This is a genomic window from Streptomyces sp. NPDC043685 (assembly GCF_056436585.1).
Window position 1 is genome coordinate 862,481 of the sequence record NZ_JBWKCH010000001.1, and the last position, 18,803, is coordinate 881,283.

The 18,803-nt window shown below is 71.5% G+C and carries 15 protein-coding genes; 8 read left to right on the plus strand and 7 right to left on the minus strand.

Going from position 1 to position 18,803, the window contains the following annotated elements:
- Nucleotides 1-53 precede the first annotated feature (53 nt).
- Nucleotides 54-884, plus strand: coding sequence for a hypothetical protein (locus AC0665_RS04085; protein ID WP_478704373.1), 831 nt, complete (start codon nucleotides 54-56; stop codon nucleotides 882-884).
- 166 nt (nucleotides 885-1,050) lie between these two features.
- Here the strand turns inward: AC0665_RS04085 and AC0665_RS04090 are convergent, their stop codons facing one another.
- The 5 genes from AC0665_RS04090 to AC0665_RS04110 form a co-directional block, all read right to left on the minus strand.
- On the minus strand, nucleotides 1,051-1,230 hold the full coding sequence (locus tag AC0665_RS04090; RefSeq protein WP_030049542.1) for a DUF6104 family protein: 180 nt from the start codon (nucleotides 1,228-1,230) through the stop codon (nucleotides 1,051-1,053).
- An 86-nt stretch (nucleotides 1,231-1,316) separates the two neighbouring features.
- Entirely contained in the window at nucleotides 1,317-5,162 is a 3,846-nt protein-coding gene (locus AC0665_RS04095) for a multifunctional oxoglutarate decarboxylase/oxoglutarate dehydrogenase thiamine pyrophosphate-binding subunit/dihydrolipoyllysine-residue succinyltransferase subunit (RefSeq protein ID WP_478704374.1), read from the minus strand.
- 281 nt (nucleotides 5,163-5,443) lie between these two features.
- A complete protein-coding gene (locus tag AC0665_RS04100; protein WP_363117247.1) occupies nucleotides 5,444-6,556 on the minus strand; it encodes a sensor histidine kinase in 1,113 nt (370 codons plus the stop codon).
- Nucleotides 6,553-7,293, minus strand: coding sequence for a response regulator transcription factor (locus tag AC0665_RS04105; RefSeq protein ID WP_030851757.1), 741 nt, complete (start codon nucleotides 7,291-7,293; stop codon nucleotides 6,553-6,555). Before AC0665_RS04105 ends, AC0665_RS04100 begins: the two co-directional genes overlap by 4 nt.
- A gap of 135 nt (nucleotides 7,294-7,428) precedes the next feature.
- A complete protein-coding gene (locus AC0665_RS04110; RefSeq protein ID WP_468638632.1) occupies nucleotides 7,429-8,106 on the minus strand; it encodes a spermidine synthase family protein in 678 nt (225 codons plus the stop codon).
- Nucleotides 8,107-8,278: 172 nt separating this feature from the next.
- Here AC0665_RS04110 and AC0665_RS04115 point away from each other — a divergent pair, with 172 nt between their 5' ends.
- Nucleotides 8,279-9,079, plus strand: a complete 801-nt coding sequence (locus tag AC0665_RS04115) for a rhomboid-like protein (RefSeq protein WP_478704375.1) — start codon at nucleotides 8,279-8,281, stop codon at nucleotides 9,077-9,079.
- 12 nt (nucleotides 9,080-9,091) lie between these two features.
- Here the strand turns inward: AC0665_RS04115 and AC0665_RS04120 are convergent, their stop codons facing one another.
- On the minus strand, nucleotides 9,092-9,751 hold the full coding sequence (locus AC0665_RS04120) for a GNAT family N-acetyltransferase (RefSeq protein ID WP_478704376.1): 660 nt from the start codon (nucleotides 9,749-9,751) through the stop codon (nucleotides 9,092-9,094).
- A gap of 175 nt (nucleotides 9,752-9,926) precedes the next feature.
- Between AC0665_RS04120 and lon the strand changes: the two genes are divergently transcribed.
- Together lon and AC0665_RS04130 are read left to right on the plus strand one after the other, a co-directional pair.
- A complete protein-coding gene (lon, locus tag AC0665_RS04125; protein ID WP_468407521.1) occupies nucleotides 9,927-12,359 on the plus strand; it encodes an endopeptidase La in 2,433 nt (810 codons plus the stop codon).
- Between the two features lie 192 nt (nucleotides 12,360-12,551).
- Nucleotides 12,552-13,043, plus strand: a complete 492-nt coding sequence (locus tag AC0665_RS04130; protein WP_468407523.1) for a MarR family winged helix-turn-helix transcriptional regulator — start codon at nucleotides 12,552-12,554, stop codon at nucleotides 13,041-13,043.
- A gap of 32 nt (nucleotides 13,044-13,075) precedes the next feature.
- Here AC0665_RS04130 and AC0665_RS04135 read toward each other — a convergent pair whose 3' ends face one another.
- Nucleotides 13,076-13,861: a protein phosphatase 2C domain-containing protein gene (locus AC0665_RS04135; protein ID WP_478704377.1), complete on the minus strand. Its 786-nt coding sequence runs from the start codon at nucleotides 13,859-13,861 to the stop codon at nucleotides 13,076-13,078.
- 368 nt (nucleotides 13,862-14,229) lie between these two features.
- On the opposite strand from AC0665_RS04135, the gene AC0665_RS04140 reads away from it, so the two are divergent.
- Genes AC0665_RS04140 through AC0665_RS04155 form a run of 4 tightly spaced genes read left to right on the plus strand, consistent with a single transcriptional unit; the run spans nucleotide 14,230 to nucleotide 18,791 of the window.
- A complete protein-coding gene (locus tag AC0665_RS04140; protein WP_478704378.1) occupies nucleotides 14,230-17,223 on the plus strand; it encodes a sensor histidine kinase in 2,994 nt (997 codons plus the stop codon).
- Entirely contained in the window at nucleotides 17,220-17,744 is a 525-nt protein-coding gene (locus AC0665_RS04145; RefSeq protein WP_468407529.1) for a roadblock/LC7 domain-containing protein, read from the plus strand. The genes AC0665_RS04140 and AC0665_RS04145 overlap by 4 nt, the downstream gene beginning before the upstream one ends.
- A complete protein-coding gene (locus AC0665_RS04150) occupies nucleotides 17,741-18,163 on the plus strand; it encodes a DUF742 domain-containing protein (protein WP_363117256.1) in 423 nt (140 codons plus the stop codon). The genes AC0665_RS04145 and AC0665_RS04150 overlap by 4 nt, the downstream gene beginning before the upstream one ends.
- The gene (locus AC0665_RS04155) at nucleotides 18,144-18,791 is read left to right on the plus strand and encodes a GTP-binding protein (protein ID WP_363117257.1); all 648 of its coding nucleotides are present in this window, start codon (nucleotides 18,144-18,146) and stop codon (nucleotides 18,789-18,791) included. Before AC0665_RS04150 ends, AC0665_RS04155 begins: the two co-directional genes overlap by 20 nt.
- Nucleotides 18,792-18,803: the final 12 nt, after the last annotated feature.

The window sequence follows — 18,803 nt, forward strand, 5'->3', positions numbered from 1 at the left end:
GGATGGGCGGATATAAGTGCACAAAGAGGAGTGAGTCGCCCTAGCGTGTGACCATGTCGACGGACGCCGCCCACACCCGTCCCGCAGCCGGGGCGCTGCTGTTGTGCCGTGCGGCGCCCGGGTCCGTCGCCCCCGTCGCGCATCTGCTGCGCGAGCCGATGCGGCTCACGTCCGCGGGCGACGGGTGGAGCGTCCTGGTGCCCGAGGGCCGGCCCTGGCGGGAGGGCGCCGAACCCGTCGACCGTGTGGTGACCGGCTGGGCCGCGGCCCTCGCCGTCGGCGCGCCCTGGCCGGTCCTCGCCCTGTGGTGGGACACCGGGCACGCGGGTTTCGCGTTCGCCTCCGGCTTCCGCCGGCCGGTCGGCTTCGAATGGCTCGCGAGTGGAGTCCCGGTGGGGGAGGACGAGGCGATGCGCACCTTCGCCGCCCGCATGGGGCTCGACCCCGTCCTGGACGTCCAGGCCCTGGACCGGCTGACCGAACCGGACTCCGGGACCGACGCCCGCACCCGTCTGCGCGGTCTGCTCGCGGTCCTCGCGCGCGAGGGCGTCCGCCTGCCCGCCGGACTCGCCCCCGGCGAACCCGCCGACCGGCTCGGGGAGGCCGCCGCCCTCCAGCCGGACAGCGTGCCCGTCGAGTGGCCGGGCCGGCGCGAGGCGGTCGCGGGGCGTGACGCCGTCGACCACAGCCGCCTCGGTCCCTGGATGCCCTGGACCGGCGGCCCGAGGGCCGGTGCCCTCGCCTTCGCCCAGGTGGTGGCCGGCCTCCCGCTCATCGCCTGGGGCCTGCGACGGCACAGCGGCGGCTGGAGCACGGCGGGAGCGCTGCTGCTGGCGCACGGCGCGCTGGGCCTGACGTACGCCCTATCGCACCCTCGTGACTGATGCCCTGGCGGATACCCCTCACGGCCCCTCGTGACTGACGCCCGGACGCATACCCCGGCATGACGCCGAACCGGCGTGACGGATGCCCTCACGCGACCGGCGACCAGCGAACCGGCAGTGAGGGACGACGACCGGGAGCCGCCAGGAGAGCGGCAGCCGGTGCTTGCTAGTCGTCGTCCTCGTCGTCCAACCGTGCCAGCCACGTCGCCAGCCGCTCCACCGGCACCTCGAAGTCGGGGTTGAGATCGACGAACGTCCGCAGCTGCTCGGCGAGCCACTCGAAGGTGACTTCCTCCTCGCCGCGCCGCTTCTCCAGTTCCTCGATGCCACGGTCCGTGAAGTACATGCCCTCAAGGATAGGTGCGGGAAAACGGCCGGGCCGCACCCCCGGAGTGGGGATGCGGCCCGGCCGCACAGGACGCGCGAGGGCGATTACGCCTCGAACACCTCACGCACCAGCTGCTCCTGCTCGGCCTGGTGCCGCTTCGCGGAACCCACCGCCGGGGACGAGCCGTGCGGGCGCGAGATGCGCCGCAGCCGCTCGCCGTGCGGGACGTCCGCGCCGACCGCCAGGTCCAGGTGGTCGATCAGGTTGAGCGCGATGAACGGCCAGGCACCCTGGTTCGCCGGCTCCTCCTGGGCCCACAGGTACTTCTCGGCGTTCGGGTACTTCTTGATCTCCGCCTGGAGCTCCGAACCCGGCAGCGGGTACAGGCGCTCGATGCGGATGATCGCCGTGTCCGTCACACCGCGCTTCTGACGCTCGGCCTCCAGGTCGTAGTAGACCTTGCCCGCGCAGAAGACGACCTTCTTGACCGCGGCCGGGTCCACCGACGCGTCGCCGATGACCGGCTGGAACTGCCCGGTCGTGAACTCCTCCGCCTTCGACGCCGCGGCCTTCAGACGCAGCATCGACTTCGGCGTGAAGACCACCAGCGGCTTGTGGTGCGGGTTGTGCACCTGCCACCGCAGGAGGTGGAAGTAGTTCGACGGCGAGGTCGGCATCGCGACCGTCATGTTGTTCTGCGCGCACATCTGGAGGAAGCGCTCCGGGCGGGCGGACGAGTGGTCCGGGCCCTGGCCCTCGTAACCGTGCGGCAGCAGCAGGACGACGCCGGAGGTCTGGGCCCACTTCTGCTCGGCCGACGAGATGAACTCGTCCACGACCGTCTGCGCGCCGTTGACGAAGTCGCCGAACTGCGCCTCCCACATCACGAGCGCCTCGGGGCGGGCCAGCGAGTAGCCGTACTCGAAGCCCATCGCCGCGTACTCGGAGAGGAGGGAGTTGTAGACGTTGAGCCGCGCCTGGTCCTCGGAGAGGTACTGCAGCGGCGTGTACTCCTCGCCCGTGGTGCGGTCGATGATGACCGCGTGGCGCTGGCCGAACGTACCGCGCTGCGAGTCCTGGCCCGCCAGGCGGACCGGGACGCCCTCCAGCAGGAGGGAACCGATCGCGAGGGTCTCGCCCATGCCCCAGTCGATGGTGCCGTCCTCGACCATCGTCGCCCGGCGCTGGAGCTGCGGCAGCAGACGCGGGTGGACGGTGATGGTGTCGGGGATGTTGACCTGGGACTCGGCGATCCGCTTGACGACCTCCGTGGTCACCGCGGTGTTCACGGCGACCGGGAACTCGGCCTGCGGGTCGGTGGACTCGACCGTGCCCGGCTGGGACGTGGCCTCACGGACCTCCGTGAAGACCTTCTCCAGCTGGCCCTGGTAGTCCTGGAGCGCCTGCTCGGCCTCTTCCAGGGTGATGTCGCCGCGACCGATGAGGGACTCGGTGTAGAGCTTGCGCACCGAGCGCTTCTTGTCGATCAGGTCGTACATCAGCGGCTGGGTGAAGGCCGGGTTGTCCGACTCGTTGTGACCGCGGCGGCGGTAGCAGATGAGGTCGATCACCACGTCCTTGTTGAACGCCTGGCGGAACTCGAAGGCGAGCCGCGCGACGCGGACCACGGCCTCCGGGTCGTCGCCGTTCACGTGGAAGATCGGGGCCTCGATCATGCGGGCCACGTCCGTCGCGTACATGGAGGAACGCGAGGACTCCGGGGCGGCCGTGAAGCCGACCTGGTTGTTGATGACGATGTGGACCGTGCCGCCGGTGCGGTAGCCGCGCAGCTGCGACATGTTCAGGGTCTCGGCCACCACGCCCTGGCCCGCGAAGGCCGCGTCGCCGTGGATCGCCACCGGCAGGACCGTGAAGTCCGTGCCGCCCTTGTTGATGATGTCCTGCTTGGCGCGCGAGACGCCCTCCAGGACCGGGTCCACCGCCTCCAGGTGCGAGGGGTTCGCGACCAGGGAGACCTTGATCTGCTCGCCGTCGAGACCGGTGAAGGTGCCCTCGGCGCCCAGGTGGTACTTCACGTCGCCGGAGCCGTGCATCGACTTCGGGTCGAGGTTGCCCTCGAACTCGCGGAAGATCTGGGCGTAGGACTTGCCGACGATGTTCGCCAGGACGTTCAGGCGGCCGCGGTGGGCCATGCCGATGACGACCTCGTCCAGGCGCGACTCGGCGGCCGAGTCCAGCACCGCGTCCAGCAGCGGGATGACGGACTCGCCGCCCTCCAGGGAGAAGCGCTTCTGGCCGACGTACTTCGTCTGCAGGAACGTCTCGAAGGCCTCGGCCGCGTTCAGCCGGCGCAGGATGCGCAGCTGCTCCTCGCGCTCCGGCTTGGAGTGCGGGCGCTCCACGCGGTCCTGGATCCACTTGCGCTGCTTCGGGTCCTGGATGTGCATGAACTCGATGCCGGTGGTGCGGCAGTACGAGTCGCGCAGGACACCGAGGATGTCGCGCAGCTTCATCATCGACTTGCCGGAGAAGCCGCCGACGGCGAACTCGCGCTCCAGGTCCCACAGGGTGAGCCCGTGCTCGGTGATGTCCAGGTCGGGGTGCTTGCGCTGCTGGTACTCCAGCGGGTCGGTGTCGGCCATGACGTGGCCGCGGACCCGGTAGGAGTGGATCAGCTCGAAGACGCGGGCGGCCTTGGTGACGTCGTCGTCGTGGCTGGCGTCGATGTCCTTGAGCCAGCGGACCGGCTCGTAGGGGATGCGCAGCGCCTCGAAGACGTCGTCGTAGAAGCCGTTCTCACCGAGGAGGAGGTTCGCGACGATCCGCAGGAACTCGCCGGAGGCGGCACCCTGGATCACCCGGTGGTCGTAGGTCGACGTGAGCGTCATGACCTTCGAGATGCCGAGCTTGTTCAGGGTGTCCTGGGAGGTGCCCTGGAACTCCGCCGGGTAGTCCATGGAGCCGACGCCCATGATCACCGACTGGCCGGGCATCAGGCGCGGCACGGAGTGGACGGTGCCGAGGCCGCCGGGGTTGGTCAGGGAGACCGTGACACCGGTGAAGTCGTCCATGCCCAGCTTGCCGTCACGGGCGCGGCGGACGATGTCCTCGTAGGCCTGCCAGAACTCGAAGAAGTTCAGGGTCTCGGCCTTCTTGATGCCCGCGACCACGAGCTGGCGGTCGCCGTTGGGCTTGACCAGGTCGATGGCGAGGCCGAAGTTGATGTGCTCCGGCTTGACCAGGGTCGGCTTGCCGTCCTTCTCCGCGTAGGAGTAGTTCATCGACGGCATGGCCTTGATGGCCTGCACCATGGCGTAGCCGATCAGGTGCGTGAAGGAGATCTTCCCGCCCCGGGCGCGCTTCAGGTGGTTGTTGATGACGATGCGGTTGTCGAAGAGCAGCTTCACCGGGACCGCGCGCACGGACGTGGCCGTGGGCACTTCCAGGGAGGCGTTCATGTTCTTCGCGACCGCTGCGGCGGGGCCGCGCAGCACGACCTGCTCGGGGCCCGAGGGGGCCTCGGCGGGCTCGGCCTTCTTCGCGGCGGCCGGCTTGGCGGCGGGCTTGGCGGCGGCGGGCTTCGCGGCCGGGGCGGCCTGGGCCGGAGCGGCAGCCTGGGCCGGGGCCTGCGCGGCGGGCTTCGCCTGGGCCGGAGCGGGAGCCGGAGCCGCGGCCTGGGCGGGAGCCGGCGCGGCGGCGGGCTTCTCGGCCGCCGGGGCGGGAGCGGCCGGGGCGGCCGCCTGAGCGGTGGTGGTCCCCGCGGCCCCCGCGGCCGCGGTACCCGCCGGAGCCGGGACGGCGGCCGCCCCTGGCTTGTAGTCGGCGAAGAAGTCCCACCAGGCTCGGTCTACCGAATTCGGGTCCTGGAGGTACTGCTGATAGATCTCGTCGACGAGCCACTCGTTGGCACCGAACGACGCGGCAGGGTTCTTCCCCGCTTGGTCGGTGTCGGTCGAGATGCTCGAGTTACTGGGGGACTGTGGCGACACGGCGGCAACCGCCCTCTTCCGCTTCACAAGATGATGGACAGCGGGAATCAAGGCTACGCCCCCTGGAGGGGGAAGGTCAGGCCGGGCCCGTTCAACGTCGTGCAAGTCACATCTTTGAGCGTGTTTCGGGGCTTGAAATGGCGGGAAACAAGCGTGGTTCCGCTTCAGGAGGGAAGGGCGGGGCGGGGCCCCGGGCGCCGATGGCGCGGGCCTGTGCCTGATCACACGTGTCCGTCAGCGCGGACGCTCGTGGATCTTGTGACTCCGCTTCGAACTTTACGTCAACTTGGCAGAGATGACAGTCCCGGAAGAGTGACAAGAATCCGGCAACCCCGCTCGGATTCGGCCACTCCGATCCGGCCTCCGTGCAGGTCCACCGCCCAGCGCGCGATGGCAAGGCCGAGGCCCGTGCCGCCGTCGCTGCCCGGCCCCTGCGGCCGCTTGGCGCTGCCGCGGTTGAACCGCTCGAAGACGCGGTGCCACTCGGACTTGGGAATGCCGGGTCCCTCGTCCAGGACCTCCAGCTCCAGCGACTCCGGCAGGGCTCCGCGCCGCGCCTTGACCGTCACCCTGCCGTGCGGCGGGCTGTGCTTGACGGCGTTGTCGATGAGATTGGCGACGACCTGGTGAATGCGCTCCGGGTCGGCGTGCGCGGTCAGCTCCGGCGGGTGGACGTCGAGGTGCAGATGGACGTCGGTGCGGGTGTGACTGCCCGAGCCGGTGGCGATGCCGGCGCGCACGGAGGCGACCATGTTGGCCTCCTTCAGCACGCCCGACAGATACGGCCACACCTCGAACCGGCGCTGTTTCAGCGGTACGACGCCGTTGTCCAGGCGGGACAGGTCCAGCAGCGTCTCCACCAGCCGGCCGAGCCGCTCGGTCTGCTTCAGCGCCGTGCGCATGGTCTCCGGGTCGGCCTGCGTGACGCCGTCGACGATGTTCTCCAGCACCGCGCGCAGGCCCGCGATGGGCGTGCGCAGCTCGTGCGAGACGTTCGCCACGAGTTCCTTGCGCTGGCTGTCCTGGGCCTCCAGCTCGTCGGCCATGGCGTTGATCGTCACGGCCAGCTCGCCCAGCTCGTCACGGCGGTTCTCGCGCGTGCGGCGGGTGTAGTCGCCCTGCGAGATGGAGCGGGCCACCGCCGTCATCTCGTCCAGGGGCGCGGTGAGCGAATGGGCCACGAACTGCGTGATGAGGAGTGTGGCGATCATCGAGAACACCGTGATGAAGCGCAGCTCCGTCTTCGTGTGCACCGCGATCACCGACAGCCCTGTCGTGATCAGCACCGAGATGACGACGAGCGCGCCCAGCTTGGTCTTGATCGAGAACGGGCTCACCCCGCCCCAGGGATCCGGCTCCCCGGGGTTTCTCCGTCCGGCCGGCCCGCCGCTCATGGCGTCGGGGTCTCCAGGGCGTAGCCGACGCCGTGCACCGTGCGGATCCGCTCGGCGCCGATCTTCCGCCGCAGCGCCTTGATGTGGCTGTCGACCGTGCGGGTGCCGGAGGCGTCCGCCCAGTCCCACACCTCGGCGAGCAGCTGCTCACGGGAGAGCACCGCACGCGGGGTGTTCGCCAGGCAGACCAGCAGGTCGAACTCGGTGGGGGTGAGGTGGACGTCCTCGCTGCGCACCCGGACCCGGCGCTGCGCGTGGTCGATCTCGAGCTCGCCCAGGCGCAGGATGCCGGAGCGGGGGGTGGCCGCCGCGATGGCGGCCCGCTCCACGCGGCGCAGCAGGACGTGCACGCGCGCCGCCAGCTCCCGCATCGAGAACGGCTTGGTCATGTAGTCGTCGGCGCCGACGCCCAGCCCGACCAGCATGTCGGTCTCGTCGTCACGCGCGGTGAGCATCATCACCGGCACCGGACGGGCGGCCTGCACGCGCCGGCAGACCTCCAGGCCGTCGAAGCCGGGCAGCATGATGTCGAGGATCAGCAGGTCGGGCTGCCACGCCTCGGCCGTGTCGACCGCGGCGGGACCGTCACCCGCCGTTTGCACGAGGAATCCCTCGGCCCGCAGGCGGGTCGCGATGGCGTCCACGATCGTCGCGTCGTCCTCGACCACCAGGACCCGGCGCTGTGCGCCCGGAGTAGCCGTCGCCGAACCGTTGTGGGAGGTCTGTGTCTGCTCCATCGCCCGCCCCTGGGGTGTGCTTTCCGGAATCAGTGGGGTGATTCCTTCTGACTGGCTATGCCTGCGCATGGTTGCGATTGACGCTTGAATGATCGGCGTCAGGGGAGCAGCGTACGGGGAGTCAGTACGCCTTTGCTATCCAGGGCTGATGGCGAGGTGCACGACGTCGGGAACGCCCCGGGCAACCGGGATCTCTTCGGTACGCACCTGCTGGAACCCGGCATTCCGCAAGGTTTCTTCGAATTCCGGAGACGGCTGGGCGGACCAGACGGCCAGGACCCCGCCGGGCCTCAACACCCTTGCGCAGCTTGCCAGTCCGGCTTTCCCGTAGAGATGTCCGTTGCCCTCGGTGACGGTCCAGTCGGGGCCGTTGTCGATGTCGAGGCACAGGGCGTCATACGTGTCGGATGTCTCATTGACGTGTGCGACGAGATCGGCTTCGACGATTTTCGTACGGGGATCCGCCAGCGCCCGGGCCGAGATCGCGGAGAGCGGGCCGTCGAGGTGCCAGGCGACGATCGCGTGCTCGCGTTCCACCACGGTGATCCCGCCCCAGCGGGGTTCCGCGGCGGCGTGCGCGAGGGAGAAGCCCACGCCGAGCCCGCCGATCAGTACGTCGGGGTGGTCCCGCCCGGTCAGGGCTTCGAGCGCCGCGTCGACCAGCCGCCGCTCCGAGCGGCCGTCGGAGGTGTCCATCAGGAAACAGCCGTTGGCGATGATCTCCAGCCGGTCACCGTGCCGCCGCAGCACGACCTCGCCGTGCGGGCCCTCGCGACGGTCCAGCACCTCGGGAATGTCGTAAGGGGTAGCCATGGGGGCATCCTTGCAGGGGAGAGGGGTGTGACGCCTCGTGATTCACCGGCCCCGAGGGGGACGCGGGGCGGGGCTGTCGGGTTGCTGTGAATCGGCTCTCGCGTGGCGCGGATCACAGACAGCACGGGCTTCGGCGGCGAAGGCTGGGGTCCGAGGGAAGGGAGCGCCTGGAGTGGAACGCACCGCACCGCCTCATGAGACGGCCGCGCCGGCGTCGCCGGGCAGGCCCGGCCACGACGTGACGGGGCTGCTGGACGGAGTGCCGCGGCAGCGGAGCCCGCACGAGACGGTGACCTCGGGAGCGCGGGAGCCTGTCCGTGCGGCGGAACCCCGGTCGCGCACGCTCCGACCCTGGCGGCTGCTGCCCACTCCCACCGGGACGCCGTTCACCTTCGGCTACGCGGTCGTCCTCTGCCTCACCTCGCTGATCACCGCGTACGCGGACCCGGCCCTGGTGCACGCCCTGCTCCAGGGCTCCAGCACGGATGTGGCACACCTGGTGCGCACGCCGGAGCTGGTGCTGATCGGCAGCGCGCTGTGGGTGGCGGGCGGAGTGACCTCGCCGTTCGCCATCGCCTTCGTGCTGGCGCTGACCGCGCTCGAACGGCGGATAGGGGCCCTGTGCGCGGCCGGTGTCTTCCTCCTGGGGCATGTGCTGGCCACCCTCGCGACCGAGGTCCCGGTGGGCGTCGCGGTCCTGGCCGGGCATCTGCCCGACAGCTCCCTGCACCGCCTCGACTACGGCGTCAGCTTCGGCGTCGCCGCCGGCATCGGCGCCCTGGCCGGCCTGCTGCCGCTGTGGCTGCGCCTGCCGCTGCTGGCCGGCTTCGGCTGGATGCTGCTCCAGGACCTGCTCGCCTTCGCCGACCCGATGACGAACTGGGGGCACCTCATCGCCCTGGCCGTCGGCATCGCGACCTGGCCGGTGGTCCGGCGGTGGTACGCCGCGCGCCTCGCCCGGGCCGGGGGCTGACCGCGCGGCCCCTCAGGTCCGGGCGGCGGCCTGCGGCTCGTACCTGGCGCTGGTCAGTGGGGCCACCACCTGCCAGCCCAGCGCCTCGTAGAGCCCTCGCCCCGCGGGCGTCCCGGCCAGGACGCCGGTCCGGGCCCCCTGCCGGACGGCGGCGTTCTGCAAGGTCCACATGACGAGGCTGCCCAGGCCCTTGCGGCGGTGTCCGGGGGCCGTCTCGATCTGGTCGACGACGGCGGTCCGGCCCGTGGGGGCGATCTGGCCGCGGGCCGCCAGGGACCCGTCCGGCGCGGCCACCATCAGACGGGTCACTCCGCCGCGCGACCACTCGCGCAGCCGGTAGCCGTCGGGCACGGCCGGAGTGCCGGCCGCCGCCAGCGGGACCGTCATCAGGAAGCCGGGCTCGGGGTCGATCCACCAGTCGCCGTCCAGCCAGCCGGAGACCACCGAGGGGTCGCGGAACGCCTTCAGCCACACGCCCCGCCCGGTCACCGCGTCGGCCACCTTGCGGACGGTCGCCTCGTCGAGGTCCTCGCCCGTCGCGCCGAACACATGCCGTGTGACGTGGCCGTACATCCCCATGTCGATCGTCCGGCCCCACGGCTCGGTGAGGGGCGGGGCCGCCCCGCGCGATACGACCCATCCGTCCACCCACGCCTGCACGGTGCTGTCCACGCCATCCCCTGTAATGAGTGCAACGCCAGATCATCTATTACCCAGGTGACCTTACGCGCCCTCCCCGCCCGGGCGTCATCGGTGATCGCTGACAGCGAACAGCCGGTGGGGAACATCCGGGGCCCTCCCGAGCATTGAGTCGGCATAGCTCAACTTGACTGCCGAAGGGGAGATCATGGCTGCTGAGTCCACGGCGTTCACACCGCTCACCCTGCCCGTGCTGCCGCTCGACGGAGAGGTCGTGCTGCCCGGGATGGTGGTCCCGCTGGACCTGAGCGATTCCGAGGTCCGTGCCGCGGTGGAGGCCGCACAGGCCGCTGCCCGGTCAACGCCCGGAAAGCCCCGGGTACTCCTGGTGCCACGCATCGACGGGACGTACGCGAACACCGGTGTGCTCGGCACCGTCGAGCAGGTCGGCCGGCTGGCCGACGGTGACCCGGGCGCGCTGATCCGCGGCCGGGGGCGGGTGAGGATCGGTGCGGGGACGACCGGTCCCGGCGCGGCCCTCTGGGTCGAGGGCACCAGCGTCGACGAGACCGTCCCGGAGCCGCTTCCCGGGCAGGTCGCCGAACTGGTCAAGGAGTACAAGGCCCTCGCCACCGCGTGGCTGCGCAAGCGCGGTGCCTGGCAGGTCGTCGACCGGGTCCAGGCCATCGACGACGTCTCGGCGCTGGCCGACAACTCCGGCTACTCGCCGTTCCTGACCACCGACCAGAAGATCGCACTGCTGGAGACCACCGACCCGGTGGCCCGGCTCAAGCTCGCCACCCAGCAGCTGCGCGACCACCTCGCCGAGCAGGACGTGGCCGAGACCATCGCCAAGGACGTCCAGGAGGGCGTCGACAAGCAGCAGCGCGAGTTCCTGCTGCGGCGCCAGCTCGAAGCCGTCCGCAAGGAGCTGCGCGAGCTGAACGGCGAGGCGGGCAAGGACCCCGCTGAGGAGTCCGACGACTACCGCGCCCGCGTGGAGGCCGCCGACCTGCCCGAGAAGGTCCGCGAGGCCGCCCTGAAGGAGGTCGACAAGCTGGAGCGCTCCTCCGACCAGTCGCCCGAGGGCTCGTGGATCCGCACCTGGCTCGACACGGTCCTTGAGATGCCGTGGAACGAGCGCACCGAGGACGCCTACGACATCCAGGGCGCCAAGGAGGTGCTGGACGCCGAACACTCCGGCCTGGAGGACGTCAAGGAGCGCATCACCGAGTACCTGGCGGTGCGCAAGCGGCGCAACGACCGGGGTCTGGGCGTCATCGGCGGGCGGCGCGGCGGTGCCGTGCTCGCGCTCGTCGGACCGCCCGGCGTCGGCAAGACCAGCCTCGGCGAGTCCGTCGCCCACGCGATGGGCCGCAAGTTCGTCCGCGTCGCCCTCGGCGGCGTGCGCGACGAGGCCGAGATCCGCGGCCACCGGCGCACCTACGTCGGCGCGCTGCCGGGCCGTGTCGTGCGGGCCATCAAGGAGGCCGGGTCGATGAACCCGGTCGTGCTGCTCGACGAGATCGACAAGGTCGGCTCGGACTTCCGGGGCGACCCGGCCGCCGCCCTGCTCGAAGTGCTCGACCCGGCGCAGAACCACACCTTCCGGGACCACTACCTGGAGGTCGAACTGGACCTGTCGGACGTGGTCTTCCTCGCCACCGCCAACGTCCTGGAGGCGATCCCGGAGGCCCTGGCCGACCGCATGGAGATCGTCCGTCTCGACGGCTACACCGAGGACGAGAAGGTCGTCATCGCCCGCGACCACCTGCTCCCGCGCCAGCTGGAGCGGGCCGGACTCGGCACGGACGAGGTGACCATCGACGAGAGCGCCCTGCGCAAGCTCGCCGGCGAGTACACCCGCGAGGCCGGCGTGCGCACCCTGGAGCGGTCCGTCGCGCGCCTGCTGCGCAAGATCGCCGCCCAGCACGAACTGGGCGAGCGCGAGCTGCCGTTCACCGTCCGCGACGAGGACCTGCGCGACCTGATCGGCCGGCCGCACCACGTGCCCGAGTCCGCCCAGGACCCGGCCGAGCGGCGGACGTCCGTGCCGGGCGTGGCCACGGGGCTCGCGGTGACCGGAGCGGGCGGTGACGTGCTCTACGTCGAGGCGTCCCTGGCCGACCCGGAGACGGGCGCGGCCGGGCTGACCCTGACCGGCCAGCTGGGCGACGTGATGAAGGAGTCCGCGCAGATCGCGCTGAGCTTCCTGCGCTCCCACGGCGCCGAGCTGGAACTGCCGGTGGCCGACCTGAAGGACCGGGGCGTGCACATCCACTTCCCGGCGGGCGCGGTCCCCAAGGACGGCCCGAGCGCCGGCATCACGATGACCACGGCCCTGGCGTCCCTGCTGTCCGGCCGGCTGGTCCGCACGGACGTGGCGATGACCGGCGAGGTCTCGCTGACCGGGCGGGTGCTGCCGATCGGCGGTGTGAAGCAGAAGCTGCTCGCCGCGCACCGGGCGGGGGTCACCACGGTGATCATCCCCAAGCGCAACGAGCCCGACCTGGACGACGTCCCGGCGGAGGTGCTGGACACGCTCGACGTCCACGCCGTCACCGACGTCCGCCAGGTCCTGGAACTGGCGCTCGCGCCCGCGACGAACGGTGCGGCGCCTGAGGTTCCGGTGGCCGCGTGACGGAGGTCATCGGATGAGGGAGGGCCCGGGGTTCCCGCGAGGGAGGCCCGGGCCTTCACCGTGTGACGGCTCTGTGGACACGGACGCCCTGACCTGCGGAATACTTGCCGGACTGCGCTGATGGGGGCAGGTGGCGGAAAATCCCAGTACCGGAATTCTCACGACCGGGCGACGACCGAGGCAGGGGCTGACGTGCACGAGGGCGGCAACGACGACGGACACCGCGACGCCGGTGTGGCCGCGAGCGGTGTGAACCAGCCCGCGTTCCTGGCACTGGAGCGCGAGCTGACCGTGTTGCTGCGCCGTGCCCGGGCCAGCCAGGGCGAGATGGCCCGCGAGGTCCACCCCGACCTGGAGTCGTCCGCGTACGGCCTGCTCGTCCGGCTCGACGAATGCGGCAAGCAGCGGGCCACCGAGCTCGCCGCCTACATCGGGGTCGGCAAGGCGACGATGTCCCGCCAGCTGCGCGCCCTGGAGGAACTCGGGCTGGTGGCCCGCGAGCCCGACCCCGCCGACGGACGCGCCTGGCTCGTCGCCCTCACCCAGGAGGGCCATGACCGGGTCCGCCGCGTCCGGGAGGCCCGCCGTGCCCGGTACGCCGGCCGCCTGGCCGACTGGGACTCCCGCGAGGTCACGGAACTGGCCCGGCTGCTGCACCAGCTCAACCGCGGCATGGAGAAGTAGGCCGGGGCCGGGCTCCTGACCGGGCTCCTGGGCTAGAACTCGACGTACACGACCGTCGCGTCGTCGTGCCTCTTGCTGCGGCCGGGGAACGTCGCGACGGCGTCCGACCGCTCCAGCGTCCGGACGCGGTCCACCAGGGCCTGCGGGCCTTCCTTGCGGACGATGCGCAGGCAGTCCGTCCAGTCGCCCTCCCCGAACCGCTCCACCCAGCGGGTCGCGCCGTCCGTCAGCGCGGCCAGGGCACGGACCCGGTCGCGGGGCACGGCCCCGGTCACCGCACGGGACGCCACCGAGGGGTCGGCCGCCGCCGTGAAGAAGCCGCCTTCCCTGTTGCGCAGCGTGGTGTCCACCAGCGCGTCCGTCGCCAGCGCCGAGCGGGGGAGCAGGGCCAGCCGGTCGTCGAGGACGGGTGTCACCACACCGTCCGGCGACTCCAGGAGAAGGGCCGAGTCCGACAGCACCAGATACTCCACCGTGTCCGGATTCCACCGGGCTGCGACCACCGTCGCCTGAGGCGTCCGGGGGTGAGAAAGGTCACAGGTTGCGGCGTGGGCCTCGGAGGTACGCGCGATGGCGTGGGACAAGGCGTCGACCAGGGGAACATCCGGGAGTGAAACGGTCAGTTCGGTCAGTGCTCCGCCGAGGCGTGCGGTGAACCAGGGGACGGAATGCAGACAGCCCGTCCCGGCCTTCGGCGGCGTGACCCCGTCGAGGACGACGACGCAACCACCCTGTCCCGAGGCCGGTAGTCCGACACTGGCGAAGTCCTCGTTGGGGCGGCCGACGTCTCCCGGCTCCGAGGCGAGTTCGGTGCGCATCCGGCCAGTCTGCACGAGCCCTTCACAAGGCTTGCAAAAGGTCGGCAATGATCCCGGGACCGGCGCAGGCGCGCAGGTCAGACGTCAGGTTTGGGCTGGAATGATTTGTTCCGGGAAGGCGTGGTGGCGAATACTGCCACCGGCCGTCCCCGTCGTCCAACCGGCGTGCCGCGCAAGGCCGCTGTGAAGACCTGCGGAACTTGCCCCTCAACTCCCGTCCGAGGTTCACTCCTTCGGGTGGCGGGTCAGGTGATGCGCGTGCGCTGCCCACCGGCGCTGGGAGGGTCGGGAAGTGTACCGGGAGTACGCACCAGTTGACGGAGCGTCATCCGGGCCCAAGGGTTCACGAGTCAGGAATGCGAGCACCGGTGCAGAAGACGCGGCCTCGTCGCACAGGCAAGCAGACGGCCCCCGTTCAGGGCGCTGAGCCGACGCCCCCCACCGGCAAGGGACGCCCCACGCATGTACGCAACCGGCTGATCGTCGCCGTGGCCGTGGTCGCCGCGGCCATCGCCGGTGCCGGCACCCCGTCCGTCCTGGCCGCCTCCGGGCAACTCCACGATTCGCAGAATCTGGTGACGCTCGCCGAGCAGACCCAGGACGCGCTCACCCTCGCGCACTCCCTCGCCGACGAGCGCGACGACGTCACCTCCTACATCGCGGCCGGACGCCCCAAGTCCAAAGCCCCCTCCGAGCAGCGCAGCGCCCGGGTGGACCGGCAGGTCGAGGAGCTGCGGTCCGACACCGACACGCCCGCCTCGCTCCGCTCGGTCCTCGACGACATAGCGACCGTGCGCAGGGCCGCGCTCACCGGCCAGAGCAGCGCCCTCGAAGCGCACCAGTCCTACTCCGCCGCCATCACCGAACTCCACCGGCTCGCCGAGCAGCTGGCGCAGCAGACACCGCCGCGCGCGGGCGCCGGCGGCTACGCCCTGGCCGAGCTCGACTCCGCCGTCCAGCAGGCCGCCGCGGCCCGCGGGCTGCTGCTCGCCGCGCTCAGCGTGCCGAGCAGCACCCGGACGGTCATCGACCCCGTCACCGGCCTGCCGACCGAGACCACCACCTCCTCGGACGCCGACACCCAGCAGCGCGACGCCCTGAGCGCCGCCGCGCAGCAGGCCCGGCTGCGCTCCGACGCGGCCCTGGCCGACTTCCGCGCCACCGCGCCCAAGCCGGCCCGTGCCTCCTTCGACTCCACGGTCACCGGCACCGAGGTCAACTCCGCCGACAAGTACCTCGCGGCCCTGACCGACCAGCCGACGCTCTCCCGCACCGATCTCGCCACCGGCGCCAAGAAGCTGGACGCGGCCCTCTCCGCCCGCGTCGACCTGATGCGCGGCGTCGAGTCCGCCCTCTACGACCGGCGCACCAAGGACCTCGAGGCGCTGCGCGACGACGACGTCACCGCGCTGGAGATCCGCATCGCGATCCTCGGCGCCCTGATGCTTCTCGCCGTCGGTGTCGCCACGGGCATGGCCCGCAGCCTCACCCGCCCGCTCGCGGTCCTGCGCCTGGGGTCCAAGCGCCTCGCGGAGGCCGAGGACCCGGCGGCCGAGGAGCCGGTGAAGTTCACCGGCCGCAACGACGAGTTCGCCCAGGTCGTCCGCTCCGTCAACGCCCTGCACGCCCACGCGGCCGCCCTCACCGAGCGCATCACCACGCTGGAGGCCGACCGCAAGCACCTCGTCGGGCAGCGCCAGAAGATGGCCGACGCGCGCGAGGAACTGCGCGGCGAACTCGCCGAGACCGCCGCGCAGATGGAGCGGCTGCGCACGGCCATCGGCGGGACGTTCGTCAATCTCGCCCTGCGCACCCTCGGCCTGGTCGAGCGGCAGCTGGCCGTCATCGAGAACCTGGAGGAGCGCGAGCAGGACCCGGACCGGCTCGCCACGCTGTTCAAGCTCGACCACTTCGCCACGGTCATGCGCCGGCACAGCGAGAACCTGCTGGTCCTCGCCGGCACCGAGCACGTCCAGCACGCCGCCGGACCCGTGCCGCTGGTGGACGTCGTCCGTGCCGCGGTGAGCGAGATCGAGCGCTACGAGCGGGTCCGGATCGCCGCGCTGCCGCCGCACGCGCACATCGCCGGGTTCGCCGCGGACGACCTGTCCCACCTGCTGGCCGAACTCATGGAGAACGCCACCTCGTTCTCCCCGCCCGACCTGCCCGTCGAGATCTCCGGCTGGCTGCTGGAGAACGGCGAGGTCATGCTCTCCGTCCAGGACGAGGGCATCGGCATGACCGAGGAGCGGCTGGAGCGCCTCAACTCCCGCCTCACCGACTTCGACCCCGAGGCGCCCTACGACCAGGAGGGCGAGGACGGCCTCGGCCTCGGCCTGTACGTCGTGGCCCGGCTCGCGCACCGCCACGGTGTGCGCGTGCAGCTGCGCGAGCAGAAGCAGGGCGGTGTCGCCGCGGTCGTGGTCCTGCCCCGCACGCTCCTGGCCGCCGCCCCGGCCGTGGCCGTCCCGGCCTCCGGGCCCGTGGCCGGCGCGACCCACTCCTTCTCCCTCCCGGGCGCCGACGCCGAGGCCAACTCCAACGTGCTGCACGGCCGCACGGCCGGTGACGACCCGCTGGTGGCCCTGGCGGAGAAGGCGGTACAAAAGGGGGAGGCCGCCGAGATCACCACCGCCGCCCACCCGGAACCGGCAGGGGAGCCGGAACCGGCCGAGGCGACGGCAGCGGCCGAGACCAAGGAACCGGAAGGGACGGCACCGGCCGAGGCGCCGGCACCGGCTGAGGCGCCGGAGACCACCCGGGCTGGGGAGACGACCGAGGCGCCGGAGGCGACCGGGGCGACCGAGACGGCCACCTCGTCGGCCCAGGCCGCACCGGCCGCTCCCGCCGAGCCTGCCGCTCCCGCCGAACCGCCCGCGCCCCGGGCCCCCGTGGAGTCCCCCGCGGAAACCACGATGGAGCTGCTCATCCCGGCACAGCAGGGGGCGCCCGATCCGGCCGGGCGCGAGAACCCGGCCGCCGAGGGCACGACCGGCCCCAGGAGCCCCCTCGCACCCGAGGACGCACCCCGCACCGGTGCCCCGGACGAGGACGCGAGCCCGGAGCACGGGCGCGCGCCCGACGAGGAGGAGGACCGCGTCACCGACAAGGGCCTCCCCAAGCGCACGCCGAAGATCACCGCACCGACCACCGCCCCGCGCCAGCGCAGCGGCTCCGTCGACGCCGATGCCCTGCGCCGCCGCCTCGGCGGTTTCCGCCAGGGGGCGCAGGCCGGCTACCGCGACGTGGAGGCGGAGATCGCCGACAGGACGGCCTCGCACCAGCGGCCGGCCACCGGCACAGCAGGACCAGCTGAATCCGAAGAAGCCACGGGGGGCACAGTCGAGGAGGCAAGCAGTTGACCGCTCCCAGTACCTTCGGACTGATCGGACTGAGCAGTGAGGCCCGCAACCTGCACTGGCTGCTGACCAACCTCGTCGAGGAGGTACCCGGCATCCTCTCGGTCGCGGTCGTCTCGTCCGACGGACTGCTCCTCCTCTCCTCCGACGACACCCGCAACACGGAGGCGAGGCAGGCCCTTCAGTCCGCCGGGACCCGGCGCACCGGCCCGCGCGGCTCCGCCGCCGACTTGGCCACCATCGTCTCCGGCATCGGCAGCCTCACCATCGGCGCCGCCAAGCTGATGGACTTCGGCGGGGTCCGGCACACGATGGTCGCCATGGACGAGGGCAGCCTGTTCGTGATGTCGATCAGCGACGGCTCGCTGCTCGGCGTGCACGGCTCCGCGGACTGCGACATGAGCGTCGTGGCGTACCACATGGCGCTGTTCGTCGGCCGGGCCGGCCATGTGCTGACGCCCGAACTGCGCAGCGAGCTCCGTAAATCCCTGGAGGATTCCCAGACGACGGGGAGTGCCCGATGAGCAGTACGCCCAAGCATCAGCTCCCGGTCCGCGGCGGCGACCGCAAACCCGCCCGGGTGCGCCCCTACTCGCTCACCGGCGGCCGCACCCGCTTCGGTCACGTCCTGCTCGTGGAGACGTTCGTGGCGAGCACGGCCGCACTGGACGCCCCGCAGGAGCGCAAGGAGCTGACGAACGGCCACCTCTCCACCCGCGTGATGCCGGAGCTGAGGGCCATCGTCGAGCTGTGCCGCCGGATGCGTACGGTGGCCGAGATCGCCGCGCTGCTGAAGATGCCGCTCGGCGTGGTCCGCGTGCTCCTGAGCGACCTCGCGGACCAGGGAAAGATCCGTGTGTACGGAACGGGCACCGGCCATGGCACGGGCCGCCCGGACCGGGCTCTGCTGGAAAGGGTGCTGAGTGGACTCCGTCGTCTCTGACGCCGCTCACGGCGTCACTGGTTCATCCCCGTTCGTCCAGCCCGGCGAGAGCATGCACGCCTGGGAGACGGACCGCACCCGTGCCCCGATCGCCACGAAGATCGTGGTGGCGGGCGGCTTCGGCGTGGGCAAGACCACGCTGGTCACCTCCGTCTCGGAGATCACGCCCCTGCAGACCGAGGCGCTGATGACCGAGGCGAGCGAGGCCACCGACGACCTCACCGCCACGCCGGGCAAGACCACCACCACCGTCGCCATGGACTTCGGGCGTATCACCCTCGACGACGACCTGGTGCTCTACCTGTTCGGCACACCGGGCCAGCAGCGGTTCTGGTTCATGTGGGACGACATCGTGCGCGGCGCGATCGGCGCGGTCGTCCTGGCCGACACCCGCCGCCTGAAGGACTGCTTCCCGGTCCTCGACTACTTCGAGAGCTCCGGGCTGCCGTACGTCGTCGCGGTCAACCACTTCGACGGCAGCGAGCTGTTCGAGCCGGAGGACGTGCGGGAGGCCCTGACCATCCCGCGCCACATACCTGTCATGATCATGGACGCGCGTCGCCGGATCTCCGTGATCGAGACCCTCCTGGCCCTCGTGGGCCACGCGCTCGACGAAACCCCCGAGTAGAGGACAGCCCGC

Coding starts and splice junctions, on each gene's coding strand:
- AC0665_RS04100 (WP_363117247.1), bottom strand. CDS start 6,556: ATGAGCGGCGGGCCGGCCGGACGGAGAAACCCCGGGGAGCCGGATCCC.
- AC0665_RS04085 (WP_478704373.1), top strand. CDS start 54: ATGTCGACGGACGCCGCCCACACCCGTCCCGCAGCCGGGGCGCTGCTG.
- AC0665_RS04135 (WP_478704377.1), bottom strand. CDS start 13,861: ATGCGCACCGAACTCGCCTCGGAGCCGGGAGACGTCGGCCGCCCCAAC.
- lon (WP_468407521.1), top strand. CDS start 9,927: ATGGCTGCTGAGTCCACGGCGTTCACACCGCTCACCCTGCCCGTGCTG.
- AC0665_RS04110 (WP_468638632.1), bottom strand. CDS start 8,106: ATGGCTACCCCTTACGACATTCCCGAGGTGCTGGACCGTCGCGAGGGC.
- AC0665_RS04090 (WP_030049542.1), bottom strand. CDS start 1,230: ATGTACTTCACGGACCGTGGCATCGAGGAACTGGAGAAGCGGCGCGGC.
- AC0665_RS04105 (WP_030851757.1), bottom strand. CDS start 7,293: ATGGAGCAGACACAGACCTCCCACAACGGTTCGGCGACGGCTACTCCG.
- AC0665_RS04150 (WP_363117256.1), top strand. CDS start 17,741: ATGAGCAGTACGCCCAAGCATCAGCTCCCGGTCCGCGGCGGCGACCGC.